Here is a 20,992-nt window from a genome sequence, read left to right as displayed (position 1 = left end):
CTCCACATTTTGAGAAATCAGAGGTGGGGCGACTTTATATTTTCTGCGCTTTTAGGTAATTTCTAAAACTGGTTATCGGGATGTAAGTTATTTTGCATAAGTTCCTGTACTTTGCCAACCTGTTCTTTAGAGGCAAGTTCGGTCTTGTACCATCCTTTATTTTCCATTATCTCAAAAAGTAGATAATGGTTTGAGCTCGCATTATCAAAAACTTGCTTATAAATTTCCCTTAGCTGCGGATGTTTAGTCTCTAATAAGGTGTTGCTGATGCTTCGGCAGCGTCCCTTCTCTAACTCCAAACAGAGCTGGAGCATTTCTCGGTCTGTTAAACCGCGTTCTGCGATATTATTTGGCATACTATATCCACCTTTTGCAATTATTGAATGTTGTTTGTTCGGTTAAAGTATTGGGATAGGTCCGCTATTTTTAACTGGTGTTTTTCTGCTATTTCTTCGAGTGTTGTTCTTAACTCCTGGTCTGAACATTGTGCTGCACACCAGTTCATCGTTTTTGCGGTTATCACCTCTGAACGGATTTCATCCTCCATAAATGCCAATTCTTTCATCGTTAGAACGGTCATCTTATTTCACCTCCAACCAACATAATGTATAGTCAGTATTATTTGTATTGAGTTATTTTAACCTTTTATTATTCTGTTATTAGGAGAAAATAGAGAGATTAAGTTAGTCCATCCCTACATTGAAACTCATCATACTTCTTCATCTCAGCAATCGTTCCTTCCATTTCATCTAAATAATCAGCAAATAGCTGATCCTTATCCACTTCAATGAAACTTTGTTTATCAATAGAGTTAAGTAAAGCAATAATTGCTTTAAATTTTAGGTCATCTAAAGATGGTATTTCTGGTTTTCCTTGAATTTGACCGCTGACGACTAGCTCTTTATTGTCATTTTCCAAACTAAATCTAAATGTTTCTATAGGGTTCATCTCCAACTCAAATCCCTCCTTATATTATTAATATTTCCAAAATAGCTTTTTTTACTCAAATAATGTTCTATTACTACTAGAGGTGGCACAGCTATTCAATCAAAAGGAGGTAGTTAAGATAGGTGCACAACTAGCATAGGAAAATAGTTTTTCACAAGAGTATAAAAACAGTGGACTTGGTTGTACATCTTCAAATTAAAAAATGCTTCAAGCACAGTGTCGAGTAGTTGGGGAAATAGGTTAACAATAATTGGTCTTATGGAATACAACATTACATATAGTTAAATAATATAGAAACCGGTTTATAAGAATTTTCTAAAAATTCATTGATTTTATTTTTAAAACGATTATAATGATAATTGAAAGCGCTTCATATTTTGGAAAACCTGGTTTATTACTTATTTTTTTTACTTTTATGGAAACCGGTTTCTATAAAAATATGAAGCAATACGACACCGAAGATGCAGATACTTGATGGACTAAATTAAAGATTGGAGGGCGTTTGGAGATAGGGTGGTTTTACTGGTATAAAAACTATTAAACTATTAAATTTCAGGGGGAAATCATAATGAAATTAAAAAAACTGCTAATCGCTTCACTATCCATTTTGTTCATATTTATCGTTGCAGCGTGTTCTTCCGATAATTCATCTGATGATTCAGATGAAGCGGGTGGAGATGGAGAAAAAATCACTTTAGATTTTTGGCTGTTTGGTGCTACCGGGTATGAGGAGCTTGTCAAAGAGTATGAGAAACAAAATGAAAATATAAAAATTAAAATAAAAACTTCAGAAACAGCAGATCACCATAACAATTTATTTACAGCACTTTCTGCTGGTAGTGGTGCGCCGGATATAGCTGCACTTGAGCTTGACCAACTCGATCGCTTCCGCGATGCACAAGACCGCTTTGTGAATCTATATGATATGGGCGCGGATGATGTGAAAGGTGAATATTTGGACTGGAAATGGGAAATTGCAGAGAATGATGATGGCAAGTTCCTAATGGGCCTTCCAACTGATATTGGTCCTAAGGGTCTTTACTACAGACTAGATGTATTTGAAGAAGCAGGTTTACCAACAACTCCCGAAGAGGTTTCTGCTTTAATCGCAACTCCTGAAGATTTTAAGGAAGCTGCTATTCAAATAAAAGAAAAAACTGGTAAACCTATGGTTGCTAGTATGGAAATGATGTACCGAGCACAGTTAGATGCGTTAGAGGAAAGTTATTTTGATAAGGAAGGTAACCTATTGATAGAAGAAAGTGGTAATGGAGTTAAAGAAGCGTATGACTTAGCTATCGAAATGAACGAACTTGGTTTGGTCGGAAATTATGCAATGTGGTCCGCTGAATGGGCAAGTGGAGTTGACAATGGAGACTTTGCAGTGGAATTAGGAGCTGCTTGGTTCAAAGGGTGGATGGAATCGAATGCTCCTGAAGCTACTGGAGAATTTAATATAGCTACTTTACCGACTGAGTACAGTGGAAACTGGGGTGGTTCTTACATTTCTATCCCTAAAGAAACAAAACATGCAGAAGAAGCATATGAGTTTGTAAAATGGTTGGTTTCACCTGAAAACCAATTAGAATCTTTTAAGAGTAATGGTCTTTTCCCTTCTGCACCTGCTGTATATGATATGGCTGAATTTAAAGAAGCAAGCGATGATTATTTTGGTGGGCAGTCGACACAAACAGTGTTTGCCGAGTCTGCACAAAAGATTGGAAAGGTATACAAAGGGAAGGATTATACAAGCGTACACGATGAAATTCTTGCTGCTTTAGTTAACTCACAGGACGGAGCAGATGCAGAGAAAGAATGGACTGAAGCTATCAAGCGTATTAAAACTAAACTAGATCGCTAAAGTTGAGAAAGTGAATGACATATTCGGCGGTTTTACCCGCCGAATATACTCTGTATGTAGGTAGGAGGACGAGTGTATGGTTTCTTTAGATGAAAAACATCAAAAAAGACGAAGGAAAGGTTTTTCATCGCAAGAGATGAAGGAGATGCTTTCGGGGTATTTATATATATCACCTTTTTTTATCATATTTGCGATTATTGGTCTCTATCCGGCAATATTTAGTTTAATCCTAGCATTTCAAAAATGGAATGGCATGGGAGAAATGGAGTTTGTCGGGTTAAGTAATTTTCAGGTAATACTAAGTGATCCGTTATTTTGGAAATCTGTTTACAATACAATTATTCTTGGGTTAATGGGGACTGCTCCTCAACTTGTCATTGGGCTAATCTTGGCTTTTTTATTGAATCTGTCTTACTTACGTTTCAAAGCTTTTTTTAGAGTAACTATTTTTATGCCATATATTACTTCAATGGTAGCGGTTGCTTTAGTATTTAGTGTATTTTTTAGTAACAATGAAACGGCTTTAGTGAACTATATTATTGGTCTATTTGGATTTGACCCGGTCAGCTGGAAGACCTCTGAATGGGGAGCTAAAATAGCGATTTCGACAATGGTTTTTTGGCGCTGGCTTGGTTACAACACGATCATTTATTTAGCGGGTATGCAAAGTATTCCGAACGAACTATACGAAGCATCTAGAATTGATGGAGCTAGTATTTTCCAACAGCTTCGATATATTACGATTCCGTTACTGAAACCATTTATTATACTGACGGTATTCTTTTCGACAGTTGGAGCGATGCAATTATTTACGGAGCCAACTGTGTTTCTAGGTAATACTGCTTTTGCAAGAGATGAAGCAATGACAGTTGTTATGTATTTATATCGCGATGCGTTTAGGTTATCTTCCTTCGGGACGGCATCTGCAGCTGCTATTGTTCTGCTGTTATTCATCGTAGTTGCCTCTGCTTTTAATATGATGCTCACTAAAAGACTCGGTAAGGATGGGGGGAAACATGTGTGAAAAGTGATGTAGGAAGTAAAAAGTGGGGCATTGGACGTATTGGAATGTACTTGTTTTTAACGGTAATATCGCTCTTTTCGTTATTCCCTTTTTACTGGATGTTCGTTATGTCCACGAGTCATAGCTCTGCATACAATTCAATTCCCCCGGCGATGGTTCCAGGTGATCAGTTGAAAGAGAACTTCCAAAAAGTATTGGATATGATTCCGTTTTTTCAGTCCATGTTTAATACATTGATCGTCTGTCTTACTGTAACTATTGTTGTATTATTTATAAGTTCGTTAGCTGGATTTGCATTTTCTAAATTAAAGTTTCCAGGGAAGAATATTCTTTTCTTCGCTATATTATTCACTATTATAATTCCGCCTCAACTAGGATTAATACCGCAGTATTTATTAGTTGCAAAAGCGGGATTATTGGATCATTTATTTGCAGCGATGGTCTTGTTTTTCTTAAATCCTTTAGGAATATTTTTAATGAGACAATATGTAAGTGAATCTGTGCCTGAAGAATTGATAGAAGCAGCAAGACTTGATGGTTGTTCTATATTCAGGATATATCGCAGTATTGTACTGCCTATCATTTTACCTGCTTTTGCAACGCTTGGAATTATTGTGTTTACCTCTGTTTGGGGAGAGTTCTTATGGCAATTTACGGTGCTGCGAGATCCTGAATCCTACACAATACAAGTTGCATTAGCATCATTGAATAATACATTTAAAGTAGATTTTGGTATGCTGCTGTCCGGTGTGTTCTGGGCTACGATACCATTGCTTATAGTGTTCTTACTGTTCAACAAACTGTTTATATCGAGTATTGCCGAGGGATCGGTTAAATAATAGTAATCAGCACATGGAATATGAGGGATGTAAAATGACTTTAACTATACGTGATATTGCTCAAATGGCGGGTGTCTCAAGAGGCACTGTCTCTAAGGTAATCAACAACTATGATGGTGTAAGTGAACAAACAAAGCGTAAAGTACTAGAAGTTATCGACAAAACTAATTATCAACCTACTTTTTCCGCAAAGTCCCTAGCGACGAAGAAATCTAGTCTAATTGGGCTGATATACGCGGGGAAGATAAACGTAGAGTTTAACCATCCCTTTTTCAATGAGGTTATATCATCTTTTCAAAAAACACTTGGTGCAATGGGTTATGATATTATCATTTTCTCCAATGAGATGTTTGATAAAGAAAATGTCGATTACTTAGCGAGAACAAGACATTTTCGTTTAGATGGCTGTCTAATAATCGCGGGTGAAGAAGTAGAGGATGCAGTGTCGAAGTTGGATGAAAGTGATGTCCCTTGTATGGGGATTGACCTTGAACTGACCGGGCAAAATTCTAGCTACGTTATGACAGATAACTATAAGGTGTCTCAGCTTGCAGTAGAATACTTGTACTTAAACTCCGTTAGAGATGTTGGTTATATTGCTGGGAAAGAAAGTTCTGAAATATCAAATCAACGATTAGAGGGATTTCTACAGACGATGAATCAATTCGGTATGCCGGCTAACCCTATATGGATTAAGCATGGGAACTTTTTTGAATCGAGTGGATACGAAGCAATGGAAGAAATTCTGCAGGGTGAATCTTTACCAAAAGCAATTATAGCTGCTTCTGATATGATGGCGCTAGGTGCAATGAGAGCGATAAAGGACTATGGACTTCGAATTCCACAAGATATTCAAGTGATAGGATGTGATGATGTTGAGGCTTGTCGATATATGGAGCCTGCTCTAACAACTATTAAACAAGATAAACAGAAAATTGGTAGATTGGCAGCCATTAAGTTAAACGATTTGATAAATGGAGTAACTGGCTTAAGGCCGTCACTCGTTGATCCGGAGTTGGTATTGAGAAATTCTTCCGGTGTTATAGGCGAAGCGTCGAAAGAACGATAAATGAAGGGTGGATTATAAATGGCGAATATAAAGTTTCCAAAGGATTTTAAATGGGGGGCGGCAACAGCATCTTATCAGATTGAAGGTGCAGCAAACGAAGATGGCAGAGGTGTCTCGATATGGGATACTTTTTCTAAAACACCGGGGAAGGTACATAATGGAGACACTGGTGATATTGCCTGTGATAGCTACCACCGATATGAAGAGGATGTAGATTTAATACATGATCTAGGGGCTGATGTGTACCGCTTTTCAGTTGCTTGGCCAAGGATCTTTCCAACTGGTACAGGAGAAGTGAATCGAAAAGGAGTCGACTATTATCACAAATTAGTAGACTCGATGTTAGCTAAAGGCATTGAACCGATGTGTACGTTGTATCATTGGGATTTGCCACAGGTGTTACAGGATAAAGGTGGTTGGGATAATCGGGAAACAATCGAGGCATTTGTCCAATATGCGGACTTTATGTTTAAGGAATTTAATGGGAAGATAAAAAAGTGGATAACTATTAACGAGCCTTGGTGCTCATCTTTCCTATCCAATTATATTGGAGAACATGCTCCTGGTAATCAGGATCTACAGCTAGCTACCGATGTTGGCCATCACTTATTAGTTGCACACGGTCTTGCAGTGAAACGTTTTAGAGAAAGTAATGTAGAGGGTGAAATTGGATACGCTCCAAATGTTACTTGGTTTGAGCCTTACAGTACGAAAGAGCAAGACGTAGATGCGTGTAATCGAGGAAACGCTTGGAATTTAGAGTGGTTCTTTGATCCAGTGTTTAAAGGGAGCTATCCTCAATTCATGTTAGATTGGTTTAAAGAAAAAGGTGCTGTTCCAACTATTTTAAATGGGGATCTAGAAATAATATCGCAACCAATTGATTTTTTAGGGGTAAATTATTACACCGGCAATGTAGGGCGCTACAAGGAAAATGAAGGGTTATTCGATTTAGAAAGTATAGATATGGGATATGATAAAACAGATATTGACTGGTTTATCTATCCAGAAGGTTTCTATAAAGTTCTAGTTAAAATTAAAGATCTTTATGGTAGTGTGCCAATCTATATTACAGAGAATGGTGCTTGCTATAATGATGAACCAGAGAATGGTAAAGTCGACGATCATAAAAGAATTGACTATATAAAGACACACCTGACAGCTTTAAAACGAAGTATGGATTCTGGTGTTAATATAAAAGGGTTCTTATACTGGTCCCTATTGGATAACTTTGAATGGGCATTAGGGTATAGTATGCGTTTCGGTATTGTACATGTGAATTACGAAACATTAGAAAGAACAAAAAAGGATAGCTATCATTGGTATAATGAAACGATTAAAAAAGGTGAATTTGAATTATAATCTTATAATGAAGAGGCAAACACTAGGCAGACTATGTGTTTGCCTTTTTTGGTGAGAGCAAGTAAAAGAGTGACCGCAAGTAAAAGAAGCGACCGCAAGTAAATATGGAGCTAGAGCAAGTAAAAAAAACGACCGCAAGTAAATATGGACCTAGAGCAAGTGAATCCATTGCGTCCGCAAGTAAATCCCGGATGGAAGCAAGTAAACGATAGGTGAGAGCAAGTAAAAAAAACGACCGCAAGTAAATATGTGGCTAGAGCAAGTAAATCCTTTGCTTCCGCAAGTAAATCCCGGATGGAAGCAAGTAAACGATAGGTGAGAGCAAGTAAAAGAAGTGGTCGCAAGTAAAAATGGACCAAGAGCAAGTAAATCCTTTTCGTCCGCAAGTAAATCCCGGTTAGAAGCAAGTAAACGAGGGGTGAGAGCAAGTAAAAAAAGCGACCGCAAGTAAATATGTGGCTAGAGCAAGTAAATCCATTTCGTCCGCAAGTAAATCCCGGTTAGAAGCAAGTAAACGATAGGCGAGAGCAAGTAAAAGAAGCGACCGCAAGTAAATATGGACCTAGAGCAAGTAAATCCTTTTCGTCCGCAAGGAAATCTCAGTTGGGAGCAAGTAAACGAGGGGTGAGAGCAAGTAAAAGAAGCGACCGCAAGTAAAGTTGGACCAAGAGCAAGTAATCCATTGCGTTCGCAAGTAAATCCCGGATGGAAGCAAGTAAACGATAGGCGAGAGCAAGTAAAAGAAGCGACCGCAAGTAAATATGGACCTAGAGCAAGTAAATATGGACCAAGAGCAAGTAAATCCTTTACGTCCGCAAGTAAACTCCGGTTAGAGGCAAGTAAACGATGAACGAGAGCAAGTAAAAAAAATGCAAGTCTGTGTCCGAAGGAACTTCACACATGATAATCATAGGTTTGACTTCAAAGAGGCTTCCTGCGCCTTCCATATGAGAATTGTATTTAATAAAGTTTCCAGTGTATGATAGCAATTACCATTGAAGGATTTTAGGAAGTTTTATAGAATGTTATCGGAATAGGAATTTAAGGAGGTTTTGCAAAATGGATTTCATCGCTACATTATTTAATTCGCATTATGACTTATATATTCGTTTAGGTGTAGCAACTTTTATAGGGTTTTTTATTGGTCTAGAGCGAGCGATAAAAAATAAACCAGCTGGTATTAGAACGCATATTTTAGTATGTTTAGGATCGACCTTAGCTATGGCATTGTCGTCACTAAATCAAGGGGCGTATATGGATCCGATGCGTTTAGCTGCACAAGTAATCAGCGGTATTGGTTTTCTTGGAGCAGGTGTAATATGGTTAGATAAGGATAATGTAAAACGAGGACTTACAACGGCAGCGAACCTTTGGATTACTGCTTGTGTAGGATTAACCATTGGGTATGGTGCGTACGATTTAGCACTCATAACGGTTGTATTAATGTTCATTGCGATGAACTTACCAAAAGTAGCGGTTAAAATGGGCATTCTTCCTGTTCGAGGAACAGAAGAAGAGGATAGCGATGGGGAATGAAATTAGATAAATACATGATAGAAAAACTGTCATCACGCTGAAGAGCTGTGTAGGCAGTTTTTTTATGTGTAAATATAATTTTTGTAAGAAAAGTGCTTTAAATAAGGGGAAGTGAAGACTACTAAACTAAAAATAAAATATATTCAGAAAATTGTGTTGACAAATTTTCAGATTTGAATAGAATAAATAATATAAACGATGTTACTTTTTCTAACATAGAAAGATAGAAAATGTAACATCTCACAAAAAGGAGAGATGACAATGGAGGATGTAATGTATTTAATGAACAGCTTGTGGACAATGATAGCTGCAATTTTAGTTATATTTATGATTGGTGGATTTATATTACTGGAAGCTGGTTCGACTAGAATGAAAAATGCTGGTCATGTTGCCGGTAAAACCATATTCACATTTGGTTTAGCATCAATGGTGTTCTGGGCAGTAGGTTATGGATTTATCTTCGGGGGAGATGCGAACTTCTTCGTAGGTATGACAGATTTTTTCTATAGTGGAGAAATTATTGAGGGAGCAGGTCTTGCAACAACCGTTTTCTTTGTTTTCCAACTAGCATTTGCTGGTATTGCTGTAACTATCGCATTAGGTGGATTTGCTGAACGTGCAAAATTATCGGCATACGTAATTTTCACAATACTTTTTGGAATAATTGTTTACCCTGTAATTGCCCACTGGATTTGGGGTGGAGGTTGGTTAGCTGAACATGGCAAACAGGATTTTGCAGGATCAACGGTAGTTCATTTAACTGGTGCGATGGCTGCACTTGCTGCAACAATAATTCTTAAACCAAGAATTGGGAAGTTCAATAAAGACGGTTCATCAAACAATCTTGCTGGACATAACCAAGTTTATACAGCTTTAGGAGTACTCATCCTTTGGGTAGGTTGGTTTGGGTTTAATGCTGGAAGTACGGTATCTGTAGATGCTGCTTTTTTTGGATTTGTAGCATTAAATACAACACTTGCCGCTGGAGCAGGAGCTGTTGCAGCCACCCTTATTTCATGGGTTGTATTAGGTAAATCAGATATCCCAACGATTTTAAATGGAGCTTTAGCTGGATTAGTTGCCATTACTGCTTCCTGTGCATTCGTAGACGTTTGGGCATCTGTTGTCATTGGTTTAATCGCTGGAGTATTAGTTTTCTATAGCGCTAGATTTTTTGAAAAGAGAAAAGTCGATGATCCAATTTATGCGTTATCTGTTCATGGAGCTGCTGGAGTATGGGGAACATTATCTACTGGTTTCTTTGCTACACCAGAGCTTGCATCCGTTGGTAAAGCAGGATTATTTTATGGAGGCGGACTAGATCAATTAGGTGTTCAGCTAATGGGTGTTGTGTCTTGTGGTTTATTTGCTTTCGTAGTTTCCTATGCTATCCTTTTTACAATGAAAAAAGCTATGGGTGGTATTCGTGTAACGGAAGAAGAGGAACTAATGGGTCTAGATATGAGTGAACACGGCAACTATGGTTATCCCGAACAAATGGTTTTAGAGGAATCAAAATCACTTAATTAAATAAAAAAAGCCTCTGAAATTGGGAGGCTTTTTACATAAAAGGGCGTGTACTTGTGGAAACGTATGAATCTATTCGGAACTGGAAGGAACTAAATATTACAAACTTCCTAGATGACATCGTTTCTCTCAATGATTTTCATGATCAGGTGATGATTAAAGTTTTGGAAGAAGCGATTAAGAAAATAGGTTCACCTCCATGTGACTTTTCTTGGTTTATAACAGGCAGTGGGGGGCGATTAGAACAAGGATTAATAAGTGATCAAGATCATGGAATTGCCTATGAAATAGCTAATGATGAAAATGATGTGTATTTTCAGGTGTTTGGAACAGAAATTTCTAATGGTCTTTATGAAGTGGGCTATCCTTATTGCGAAGGTAAAGTTATGAGTTCTAATCCAGAGTGGTGTAAATCCTATGAAGGTTGGAACAAACAACTTCATGATTGGATGGTTGACGAAAGCTGGGAGTCCATGCGTTTTCTTCAAATCTTTTATGATGCCAGAGTGCTTCATGGAAAGGTAGGAATTATCCATCAGTTGAAAACATCCATATATGATTACCAATTACAACATCAAATTTTACTAAGTCGATTTACTGCTAATGTAGAACATATAAAAAATGTAATTGGTCCAGTTGGTCAGTTATTGTTGGAAAGACATGGTTTATACCAAGGTTGCGTAAACTTAAAATACTCTGGATTCCTACCATATGTAAATGCTGTTCGACTCCTTTCAATAAGAGAGGGAATAGTAGAAACTTCAACTCTAGTTCGGATGAGTTATCTGATTCAAATGAAAGAGTATACATGCTTACTAAAAAATAGTGAAAGAAATTTTTCGGATCTATTAAAATATCGTTTGTCATTAACTCAAGTGAAAAGCTATTCAGATACTCATTATTTACAGTTTGATAAACTGAGCAAAATCGAACAGAAAGATATTAAACGTATTATTAAAGGCGGAATTAACTTACATCGTGAAGTGATTGCTTTGATGAAAAAAGGTGTTCGCCATGGCATTTGAACCGTTCATGCAAATACTCAGAGGCATTCAAGGAAAACGTACGAATGTTGGCATAGGTGATATTCAAAGTGCCCAGCAAATGGCTTTTTTAAGAAACCTGCAAAAAGAATTGAAAAAAGAGGATTCACTAGAAATCCCTTTAGATGAGCTTAAAATTGTCGTGTTCGATATTGAGACAACTGGCTTTAATCCAGAGCAAGGAGATGATATTATCTCCATTGGTGCCATTAAAATGCATGGCTCTTCTATACGAGAGGATGATACTTTCTACTCGCTTATATACTCAGAGAAAGAAATTCCTTTGGATATTGTAGAACTGACAGGCATTACAAATGAACAATTGGAGGATGCTAGTCTAGTTGGGGATGTACTAATTGAATTTCTTCAATATACAAAAGACTGTACACTTGTAGCACATCACGCTAATCACGAAAGAAATTTTATGCAATTCACTAGCAACAAAGTATTCCGCACACCTTTTAGAAATCGGATAGTTGATACATCTTTTCTTTATAAAATTGCTGAGCCCAAAATACAACTAAGTTCGTTAGAAGACTTGTGTGAACATAACAGCATTCCAATAGTAGGCCGACATAATGCATTAGAGGACGCAAGAATGGCGGCTAAGCTTTGGAGTATTTATATAGAAAAAGTTAAAATGCTTGGCTGTGAAACATTGCAGGATGTATACGAAAAGTTTGCAAGAATTTAAAAAGCACTACAGGTTAAATTTTCCTGTTGTGTTTTTTTGTTTGTGGAGAATTTTTTCTGTAGTTAATATACTAGCGCACAATCTTCATGAATAATATGCTCTACCCCATAAACTGTAAAAAACAGTTAGAATAACTTGTCCTAAGTACATAGAATTTAGTTCTTTTTTAAGGGGTATACTGAATATACTTTTTAGTACCTTGCTTTCTACAATATTATTAAAAGGAGAACAGCCCCTGGAGAGTATAGATCATACATTAACTCAATTACATGACACGCCTTTTTTTTATCGACGTTTTGCCAAACGAGCTTTAGACGTATTAGCTAGTTCCTTATTACTTTTTTTATTGTTTCCAGCTCTTATTTGTTTGTCCATAATTTTATTCATCTTTACAGGTGGTCCCGTTTTCTACAAGCAAAACAGGGCAGGGTTATATGATCGACCTTTTATCATCTGGAAGTTTCGAACAATGCAGACAGAGGGTATGGAGTCAAGCTCACACCAGTACGAATGGAAAGACGAAGTCCCGCAAGATTTTTCCTTTACAACACCGCCAACATTAACGATCACTAAGCTTGGGAAAATATATCGAAAATATAGTATAGATGAGATCCCACAGCTTTGGAATGTCTTAAAAGGTGAAATGAGTTTTGTAGGTCCAAGGCCAGAAATGATTGAAATTACTAATCATTATTCTCCTATCCAAAAGAAGCGTTTATTAGTAAAGCCTGGCATCACGGGGTATGCCCAGGTCCATGGTCGATCAGCAATCACCCATGGGGAAAAAGTTAACTATGATTTATATTATGTTAAGCATTGCTCTCTGTTTCTTGACCTGAAGATAGTGATACGAACGATATTTATAGTGATTATGGGAAAAGGGGCTTGGTGAGAGCTGGAGAGCCATGTCATTTTGACTTCTAAAAAAGGAACCCATATATATAAATTCCACCAGCACAATAAAGATTAAAATTGTGACATTTACACTCTGCTATTAAAAATTCCTTGTCTCTAACTTCTTAGAAATCTTATTCTACAAGCATTTGCATTATTAAAACGTATCAGTAGGGGCTAAGTCTTGCTAATATGTGGATTTAGGAAGGGGTGTAAATGATTGATTGTTAATGAAAGGCTTCGGGAAATTGATATTGTGAGAGGGATCACTATATTCTTGGTAGTTCTAGGGCATACTGGGGCTGCCGAGGTTTCGGAAGGATTAGTATCAGAAATACTAAGAGGTTTTAGAATGCCGTTATTTTTTATGGTTTCTGGCTATCTATTTAGTTCTTCAAAATATCTTGGAAATACTAAAAAACTAGTAATCGACAAAACCCGAACCTTGATTATACCTTATATCTCCTTCTGTTTCTTGTCAGCAGGAATATGGATTTTGTTACTAATTTTAAATAAACAAGAAATAGCATGGGGGCAACCCTTAATAGGGATGCTTTATGGAAATGGTAATTGGATAGTTGAAAATACTCCAATCTGGTTTTTGGTTTGTTTGTTTAGTGCTTTTATCATTTTTAATATTATTTTAAAGATTTCCATAAGATTATCTTTATTAAGTAAGACAGTTCTATTTATTGTTCTAGGTGTAATCGGTTATGGAGTGAGTAGAATAATCTGGATGCCCTGGAGCTTTGATATTGCTTTGGTAGCACTGTTATTTATGTATATTGGAAATATCCTAAAGGAGAAGCGCATTTTATATAATCATAAAATGATGTTAACACTTACTAGTATTTCTTTATGTATGTTTATTGCTGTGTTAATTTTTAATGTGCCTGCGGATATGAATAATAGAGTATATGGAAACGTCTTCTTGTTTTATATAGGAGGTATTTCTGGTAGTTTATTAATTTTGTTTATTTCCAAATATCTACTAACCAAAGTAAAACTAATTTACTCCGTACTCTCGTATTTGGGAAGACAATCTATACTAATTTTGGGTTTGCATTTCAGTGTAGGTTTTTATTTTGCTGATTGGCTAGCATATTTAACGAGGTTAAATAGTTCTTTGTTTATAGCGTCTATTGCGATTTCAATTTCTCTTTTGATGGGATTGGCAATAGATAGGATACCAATTTTCTCATTTTTATTTAAAGGAACGACTATATCAGTTGTAAAAATCTCTCCAATTTCTCAACAAAGTATGTTAAAACAGGTAAAATGATTTAATAAAGGAATATTAAATAATTATAATGAGAAGAAAGTCTTGAAAAAGGCGTTCTTTTTTTTTGCGTCAGGTATGGCGACTATCTAGGTGGTGATAGTCCAAAGTGGGGGTACACTTATGTTTATTATCTACTGCAGCTTACAAATTAATATAAATTTCAAATTTCCCATTATTCTTCATGAATTGCCGTCTGGATCAGTTAAACAGATTTGTTTTATATTATCCTCTTTAAGTTTTTCCTTTATCGTATTTAATTGAATTCGTTCTATTGGGTTCCGTGATCTGGGGTAACTTTACGAATTAAACCCTAAGCTCAATGTTTCGTTTAGCCTCAGTTTCGATAGTGCGGGACGAACGAATTCTATTCATTTAACAATAAATGTAAAAATGCTTCTTATAGATTTTTTGATCAGCCTTATTTCCAGAATATACTACAAATCCTAGTTCTTCTAAATCTAGACTATCAATATATGGATCAATTACTCTCACAGGATTCTCTTCATTTACAAAGTCATCCAAGTGTTGGGTTGAAGGTTTATTCGATAACGATATTCACCTCCACTAAATGCCATCTAATCAGCTCCCTTAAATTTATAAAAATTGTTAGACAGACTCACGTACGTTTGTATGAGAGGGGCGGAAAGTTATTAACTTTCCCTTCTACTCGATTGATATTTGTACTTAATCATATCAAGGATCGAAACTAAAACGAAGGAACTTATAGTGTAGCGCTTATTTTTGAAACGATTAACTTGTCCCAAAACAAAATTATTAGTTCTTTTTTAGTATAGTCCGTGAATATACTCTTTTAGTAGCTTTAATTAAAGGAGTCTGCTATGTGGAAAGTGTAAAGGAATTTGAGTTGCATCAATATAATCATTACCTAAATCACCGTGTTGGTAAGTGAATTCGGGATATATTATAGAAATATATTATGGAGACCCCGACCTGAAATAATAGAAATTAAGAATCATAATTCAATTAAACAAAAGAGACGTTTACTTGTAGGACCTGGAATCAGGAGTATGCTCAGATTTATGGGAGGGATTAGGCATGGAGAAAAAATCGTACATGATTTGTACTACTTACAACACTACTTTTTTTAATTAGATTTAAAAACTGTAATTCGAACCACTTTACTAGTTCTACTAGGAAAAGGAATCTATTAAATATATAAATAATGTAGGAAGAAGAGATGATGATTATGGGGGGAGAAGGAGTGAATGATTGTTGATATTCATAATCATGTCTTACCAGGACTAGATGATGGCCCAGAGTCTTTGGAAGAGGCAATTCTACTTGCTGCTAACGCGGTTGCTAATGGTGTAACACATATTATAGCCACTCCTCATCATAGAAATGGTAAATTTACTAATTCATCAAACGTAATAAAAGAGAATGTTGTTAATTTATACAGAGAGCTTTCCCAAAAAAATATTCGTGTAAAAATACTTCCAGGACAAGAAATATATTTATATAAGAACATTCTCGATGATATAGACGTAGACCTTATAACTTTAGCTAACAGTAGAAAATATCTATTAATAGAGCTACCAAGAAATTACCTCCCTACAGATACATTTGAGGTTCTTTATAAAATACAGCTTAGAGGATATATTCCAATCATTGCGCACCCAGAAAAAAACTCCGTACTTAGAAAGGACAATCAAAAGCTTTACGAATTGGTAAGTAAAGGTGCTCTTATTCAAATAACAGCAGCAAGTTTGGTTGGTGTCCATGGAAGATGTTTAAAAAGGTACACCAAGATTTTAATAAAACACAATTTGGTACACTTCATCTCTTCGGATGCGCACCATTATAAAAAGCGTCCATTTTTATTAAAAGATGCTTATCAATATGTCGGGAAAAAGTATTCGGAAAATCTTGTTGCTTATTTTATTGAAAATGCAAAACATGTAGTTTTCGGTACAGATATTCAAGCGTTGCAACCAATAAGTTTTAATAAAGATTATAAGTTAATAAGCTATAGTTAATACTTTTTGGTATGTCTGAACAGAAAGGATCATGACTCTTATGGAGGAAACATTTAGTCTACAAGAACTATTAAAAATAATGAAGAAACGTCTTGTACTCATAATAAGTATCTTCGTTCTAGCAGTATCGATTACAGGAGTGATTAGTTACTTCTTTTGGACACCAATTTACGAAGCATCAACACAAATTCTTATTAATCAGAAAGAGCTCGATCAAAATCTATATAGCAGCCAAGACATAGAAACGAATCTTCAATTAATAAACACATATAATGTCATTATTAAAAGCCCAGTTATTCTTTCAAAAGTGATCGATAATTTGGATCTAAGTATTACTCCAGAATTACTAAATAAGAAAATAACCGTGAGTAATGAGCAAAATTCACAAGTTATTAACGTTAGTGTAGAAGATCCAGAATTACAAAAAGCAATAGATATCGCCAATATGACTGCCGAAGTCTTTCAAGAGGATATTAGGACATTAATGAACGTAGATAATGTCAATATTCTTTCCATGGCAGCAAAATCAAAAAATGGTCTTCCTGTTAAACCGATTCCACTACTTAACATGGCAATAGCTGCAGGAATTGGATTAATACTTGGTATTGGAATAACCTTTCTAATAGAGTATTTGGATACTACTGTAAAAACAGAGCAGGATATTGATGATTTATTAGAGTTACCTATTCTCGGACTCATAAGTCCAATCTCCTACAAACAATTAAAAAGAAAAGAAAAAATTATTAATCTCAATAGAAAGAGGGAGATCTAAGTTTGTTTAAAAAGAAAAAAAAAATGAAACAAATAGCAACAAGAAAGCTAGTTACATCTGTTGCTCCGACCTCAATTATTTCCGAGCAATTCCGAAAAGTTCGTACGAACATCAATTTCTCGATGGTAGAAAATGAGCTTCAGACGCTTCTTTTTACTTCTACATCCATTGGAGAAGGAAAGTCTACAATAGCAGCAAATGTTGGAATTGTTTTTGCACAAGAAGGAAAAAAAGTGCTTCTCGTCGATGCAGATTTGAGAAAACCGACAATGCATTATACTTTCCATAAGCCAAACTCACCAGGTTTAACTAACTTATTGTCAAGTCATTGCAGTCTTGATCAAGTAGTTAAAGAATCAGGGATTGATGGATTATATCTAATTACCTGTGGTCCGATACCTTTCAATCCTGCAGAACTTCTGAGCTCGACTTCTATGGATATTTTTATAAAGGAAGTAAGAGCAAAGTACGACATAATAATTTTCGATGCCCCACCAACCCTTTCAGTTTCAGATGCGCAGATTCTTTCAAATAAATGTGATGGCACTATTCTAGTTATTAGCTCAGGGGAAGCGGAAAAAATTGATGTTTTAAAAGCTAAAGAAGCTTTGCTAAGTTCAAAAGCAAATATAATCGGGACAATCTTAAATAACTATAAAATTGACAAGAATCATTACTATTATCAATATTACGGTTAGTGGAGAGTATTCTATCAAAGAAAGGGAATATTTATTTTGAATATTAATAGTAAAAAAGTGAAGCAAATTTCATTTCAACTACTATTTATTACTATCTATGTACTTTTTCTTTTTATTCAAGATAAAACTTTTTTCTTTTTGCCGATAAGTATAATCTTCTTCATGACTGTATATAAAATATATCGTTCTAGATTTAATACAATAAGTGAAATTTTCGTTGTATTGCTAATATATTCTATTCCAATATCATTTTTTAATATCTTTGGTATGTCATATGGTTCGTTTCCCTTATCTTGGTTTAATCTCTTTTTTCTTCTATTTCTATTTTCATTCATTGTAAATAAGTCTATATCAAGCATTATGTTGAATAGACTTTCATTAGTTTCTATTATGTATAGTTTATATTTATGCTTATTGATTTTAATATCTTTCGACAAAATAGATGCGATCCACCAATTAATAAATTTAATAATGTTTATAGTAACAATTACTTTAGTAAACAATAAAAATATTTCTATAAATAGTAGAGATTTCTTAACAATTTTTAGTGATGTAACCTTTTTTGTATCTGTGGCAGTGATTTTCCAATATGGATATTTTTTATTTTCTGGAAACATTATTGGAAACATAATGTTCTTTTCGTCAAGGCTTGCTATTGGTTATTTATTTAGTGATTTCAGCTTTTTGTCTATATATTTAGCATCTGGTTTATTAATAATTATTTTAACGAACAAGAGATACTATTTACATTATTATTTTCCAGTTATATTTATAGCTTGTATTATTACATCCGCAAGAACAGGAATCGTAGCCCTTGCAATCATTTATGTTGTGATTCTTATTATTAAATCTTTAAAACATTTAACTAGTAATCCTTTAAAATACTTTTTCTCATTATTAATAACACCCGCTATTTTATTATTTCTATTATTTATCATCAAGCAATTTAGACCTAATGATTTTAATCTTTCCTCTGGCAGATTTGAAAGCTATATTTCTAGTTTTCACCTATTAAAGGAGAACTGGGCTTTAGGATTGGGACTAGGAGTCGGTTCCTACTCGATAAATACAGGACAAGTTATTCCACATAATATTTTTATTCAATTTTTAGTTCAAACAGGTGTTTTAGGTGTTACTTTCCTAATTATCATTCTTTCATTGATAACTATTAATATTTATCAAAGCAATAGAAAATATCTTTGGATTTGGTTTTTAATTTTATTAGGCGCTCAATTTATTCCAGATATATTTCATTCAAGATTTATTATTGTTGTTGCAATTATTTTATTGTCAAACAATACTTCTACCAAAAAGGGAAAGGATGACTAGTTGGAATTGGTGACCGTTATTATAACTGTTTTTAATAAAGAGAAGGATTTAAGTAGTTCAATAAAAAGTGTTTTGAATCAAAGTTATCAAAACTTAGAGATAGTAATTATCAATGATGGTTCAACTGATCGTAGTGAGGAGATAATCCTAAACTTTCAAGTAAAAGATTCTAGAATCAAATATATCAAACAAAAAAATCAAGGTGTATCCGCTGCAAGAAATACCGGAATTGAGCTTGCGCAAGGAAAGTATCTTAGTTTTCTAGATGCGGATGATTATTTTGATCCATTCTTTATAGAAAAAATGGTTGGGAAAATAGGGAAATGCACCGCTTGTTATTGTGGTCATTATTTTGTCTATCCAGATAATAGAAAAAAAAAGAGTTGGCAAAATTTTTTGAAAGGGGATGTTTTAGAAGAATATCTACTAAATAAATGTAGTCCTCATACAAATTCTTGGCTAATTAGCAGGGATTTTTTAATGTTAAATAACCTCTTTTTTGAGGTGGTTCTGGACTGGGGAGAAGACATGCTGTTCTTCGCCAAGCTAATGGCATTAAATACAGAACTACAATGTGTAGAAGAATACTTGACGTTTTATCGACTAGGCGTTAGTGATTCCTTAAGTACTACTGATATTAACAAGATTAATAAAGATATATTATGGCTAAATATGTATATGAAGTTTTTAAATGAGACAGATATAGATATATCTAGAAAGCAGAGGGTTTTAGAGTCAATTAATAATTATAGACTACCAGCTTTAGTAGTTTATCAATTATGGTCAAATAGAAACTTACTTAATAAAGATGATTTCTCACTTGTTCACAATGAAATGGAGCGGTACATTCATAATATTAAATTAAACAATGGGCTAAGAAGTATTAAATTATACATCTACAGCTTATTTTTGAAGTTTCATATAATTAAGTTGAAAGGACGTTTGATGTGAGAATTCTTCATATAATTCCTCATCTTGATAGCGGGGGAGCAGAGAAAATGCTAGTTGATATTGTAGAAGAAATGAAAAAACTAGATTTATCAATTGAAGTCCTTGTTCTTTCTGATAAAGATGATATTTATAGTGAAAAAATAAGGAGTTTGGATATTCCTGTTCATTTTAGTCCTGTTAATATAGTCTATCATCCTCTGCAATTCTTTATAGTAAGAAAGTTTTTAAAGAAAAACTTCGACATTGTGCACACTCACCTGTATGCACCACAGCTTTATGCAGCACTTGTTCAAAGATTTATAAATGTTAATACGAGTTTCATAACAACTGAGCATAATACTCATAATAGGAGAAGGGAAGCAAAGATATTCAAGTTATTGGATAACTGGATGTATAAAAAATACACCAAAATAATAGCAATTTCTGAAGGAACAAAAATAGAATTAAACAATTATCTTTCAAATACGTATGATAAAACACTCATTGTTTCAAATGGAATTCGTTTAGAACATTATATAAATGCGGTACCTTTAAAACGTGAAAGTCTTATTACAAATTATCTTGAAAATGATAAATGGATTATTATGGTTGCTGCAATGAGGGACCAAAAAGATCATGAAACATTAATTAGGGCATCAAAGCTTCTACCCCCAAATTATCATATCCTTTTAGTTGGCGAGGGAGAAAGATTTAGCAAAGTTAAAGAATATGCAAAGAAATATGAAGATAATAAAATTCATTTTCTAGGTAGGCGTTTAGACGTTCCTTCAATATTAAAGACTTGTGATATTTTTGTCTTAAGTTCCAAATGGGAAGGATTCGGATTAGTCGCAGTAGAAGCAATGGCTGCTGGCTTACCACTAATTGTAACAAATGTTCCCGGTCTTAGAGAAGTAGTAGACGGAGTAGGAAGATTTTTTGAAGTAGGTGATGAAGAGGAACTCGCGAAACAAATTTTAAATACAGCAAACGAAACGATTGATGAGAGTAAAATTAGCAACATAAGGAAAGAAAAGTTTCATTTATATAGTATAGAAAATACGGTTTCTAATTACTTAGATGTTTACTTAGAAGCAACAGGTAATGAAGGGTAAAATAAAATCTGCGTTTAAATCTCTATTTAATTACTTCAAAAGAAGTTTACTAATATAGCTCTATAAATATAA

Annotated in this window: 22 protein-coding genes; 18 read left to right on the top strand and 4 right to left on the bottom strand. The window is 34.7% G+C overall.

The window, feature by feature from the left end:
• Window positions 1-62: 62 nt before the first annotated feature.
• The 3 genes from MKY29_RS15515 to MKY29_RS15505 all read right to left on the bottom strand — a co-directional run bounded on the left by MKY29_RS15515 (window position 63) and on the right by MKY29_RS15505 (window position 954).
• The gene (locus MKY29_RS15515) at window positions 63-356 is read right to left on the bottom strand and encodes a spore coat protein (RefSeq protein ID WP_090566950.1); all 294 of its coding nucleotides are present in this window, start codon (window positions 354-356) and stop codon (window positions 63-65) included.
• 20 nt (window positions 357-376) lie between these two features.
• Window positions 377-580, bottom strand: a complete 204-nt coding sequence (locus tag MKY29_RS15510; protein WP_340880210.1) for a hypothetical protein — start codon at window positions 578-580, stop codon at window positions 377-379.
• A 98-nt stretch (window positions 581-678) separates the two neighbouring features.
• Window positions 679-954 carry a hypothetical protein gene (locus tag MKY29_RS15505; RefSeq protein WP_093494942.1) on the bottom strand — a complete coding sequence of 92 codons (276 nt, stop codon included), beginning with the start codon at window positions 952-954 and terminating at the stop codon, window positions 679-681.
• Between the two features lie 562 nt (window positions 955-1,516).
• Here MKY29_RS15505 and MKY29_RS15500 point away from each other — a divergent pair.
• The 15 genes from MKY29_RS15500 to MKY29_RS15430 all read left to right on the top strand — a co-directional run bounded on the left by MKY29_RS15500 (window position 1,517) and on the right by MKY29_RS15430 (window position 17,546).
• Window positions 1,517-2,809: an ABC transporter substrate-binding protein gene (locus tag MKY29_RS15500; protein ID WP_090566958.1), complete on the top strand. Its 1,293-nt coding sequence runs from the start codon at window positions 1,517-1,519 to the stop codon at window positions 2,807-2,809.
• A 76-nt stretch (window positions 2,810-2,885) separates the two neighbouring features.
• Window positions 2,886-3,833, top strand: a complete 948-nt coding sequence (locus tag MKY29_RS15495) for a carbohydrate ABC transporter permease (protein WP_093494941.1) — start codon at window positions 2,886-2,888, stop codon at window positions 3,831-3,833.
• 44 nt (window positions 3,834-3,877) lie between these two features.
• A complete protein-coding gene (locus tag MKY29_RS15490) occupies window positions 3,878-4,672 on the top strand; it encodes a carbohydrate ABC transporter permease (protein ID WP_090567268.1) in 795 nt (264 codons plus the stop codon).
• A 34-nt stretch (window positions 4,673-4,706) separates the two neighbouring features.
• Entirely contained in the window at window positions 4,707-5,741 is a 1,035-nt protein-coding gene (locus MKY29_RS15485; RefSeq protein ID WP_093494940.1) for a LacI family DNA-binding transcriptional regulator, read from the top strand.
• A gap of 18 nt (window positions 5,742-5,759) precedes the next feature.
• On the top strand, window positions 5,760-7,103 hold the full coding sequence (locus MKY29_RS15480) for a GH1 family beta-glucosidase (protein ID WP_241599422.1): 1,344 nt from the start codon (window positions 5,760-5,762) through the stop codon (window positions 7,101-7,103).
• Between the two features lie 682 nt (window positions 7,104-7,785).
• A complete protein-coding gene (locus MKY29_RS15475; RefSeq protein WP_340880209.1) occupies window positions 7,786-7,953 on the top strand; it encodes a hypothetical protein in 168 nt (55 codons plus the stop codon).
• Between the two features lie 209 nt (window positions 7,954-8,162).
• Complete coding sequence (locus MKY29_RS15470; RefSeq protein WP_090566971.1) at window positions 8,163-8,639, top strand: MgtC/SapB family protein; 477 nt, start codon at window positions 8,163-8,165, stop codon at window positions 8,637-8,639.
• A 261-nt stretch (window positions 8,640-8,900) separates the two neighbouring features.
• On the top strand, window positions 8,901-10,169 hold the full coding sequence (locus MKY29_RS15465; protein ID WP_090566973.1) for an ammonium transporter: 1,269 nt from the start codon (window positions 8,901-8,903) through the stop codon (window positions 10,167-10,169).
• A gap of 53 nt (window positions 10,170-10,222) precedes the next feature.
• Window positions 10,223-11,191, top strand: a complete 969-nt coding sequence (locus MKY29_RS15460; protein ID WP_093494938.1) for a DUF294 nucleotidyltransferase-like domain-containing protein — start codon at window positions 10,223-10,225, stop codon at window positions 11,189-11,191.
• A complete protein-coding gene (locus MKY29_RS15455; RefSeq protein ID WP_340880208.1) occupies window positions 11,181-11,903 on the top strand; it encodes an exonuclease domain-containing protein in 723 nt (240 codons plus the stop codon). Before MKY29_RS15460 ends, MKY29_RS15455 begins: the two co-directional genes overlap by 11 nt.
• A 199-nt stretch (window positions 11,904-12,102) precedes the next feature.
• Window positions 12,103-12,795, top strand: a complete 693-nt coding sequence (locus tag MKY29_RS15450) for a sugar transferase (RefSeq protein WP_340880207.1) — start codon at window positions 12,103-12,105, stop codon at window positions 12,793-12,795.
• A gap of 222 nt (window positions 12,796-13,017) precedes the next feature.
• Window positions 13,018-14,079, top strand: coding sequence for an acyltransferase family protein (locus MKY29_RS15445; protein WP_241599434.1), 1,062 nt, complete (start codon window positions 13,018-13,020; stop codon window positions 14,077-14,079).
• A gap of 1,226 nt (window positions 14,080-15,305) precedes the next feature.
• On the top strand, window positions 15,306-16,076 hold the full coding sequence (locus tag MKY29_RS15440; protein WP_340880206.1) for a tyrosine-protein phosphatase: 771 nt from the start codon (window positions 15,306-15,308) through the stop codon (window positions 16,074-16,076).
• 40 nt (window positions 16,077-16,116) lie between these two features.
• Window positions 16,117-16,848, top strand: coding sequence for a YveK family protein (locus tag MKY29_RS15435; protein ID WP_340880205.1), 732 nt, complete (start codon window positions 16,117-16,119; stop codon window positions 16,846-16,848).
• A 2-nt stretch (window positions 16,849-16,850) separates the two neighbouring features.
• Window positions 16,851-17,546, top strand: coding sequence for a CpsD/CapB family tyrosine-protein kinase (locus MKY29_RS15430; protein ID WP_276517609.1), 696 nt, complete (start codon window positions 16,851-16,853; stop codon window positions 17,544-17,546).
• A 116-nt stretch (window positions 17,547-17,662) separates the two neighbouring features.
• Here MKY29_RS15430 and MKY29_RS15425 read toward each other — a convergent pair whose 3' ends face one another.
• Window positions 17,663-17,905 carry a hypothetical protein gene (locus tag MKY29_RS15425; RefSeq protein WP_340880204.1) on the bottom strand — a complete coding sequence of 81 codons (243 nt, stop codon included), beginning with the start codon at window positions 17,903-17,905 and terminating at the stop codon, window positions 17,663-17,665.
• 112 nt (window positions 17,906-18,017) lie between these two features.
• Here MKY29_RS15425 and MKY29_RS15420 point away from each other — a divergent pair, with 112 nt between their 5' ends.
• From MKY29_RS15420 to MKY29_RS15410, 3 genes are read left to right on the top strand one after another with little or no spacing between them, the layout of a single operon-like run.
• Entirely contained in the window at window positions 18,018-18,875 is an 858-nt protein-coding gene (locus MKY29_RS15420; protein ID WP_340880203.1) for an O-antigen ligase family protein, read from the top strand.
• Window positions 18,876-18,884: 9 nt separating this feature from the next.
• Window positions 18,885-19,826 (top strand): glycosyltransferase family 2 protein, encoded by a 942-nt coding sequence (locus MKY29_RS15415; protein ID WP_241599446.1) that lies wholly within the window; start codon window positions 18,885-18,887, stop codon window positions 19,824-19,826.
• Entirely contained in the window at window positions 19,823-20,920 is a 1,098-nt protein-coding gene (locus MKY29_RS15410; protein WP_241599449.1) for a glycosyltransferase, read from the top strand. Before MKY29_RS15415 ends, MKY29_RS15410 begins: the two co-directional genes overlap by 4 nt.
• Window positions 20,921-20,992: the final 72 nt, after the last annotated feature.

This window comes from Psychrobacillus sp. FSL K6-2365, from assembly GCF_038003165.1.
GTDB lineage: Bacteria > Bacillota > Bacilli > Bacillales_A > Planococcaceae > Psychrobacillus > Psychrobacillus psychrodurans.
Note: the sequence above shows the minus strand (reverse complement) of the source record. Positions and strands in the feature narration are given on the sequence as shown.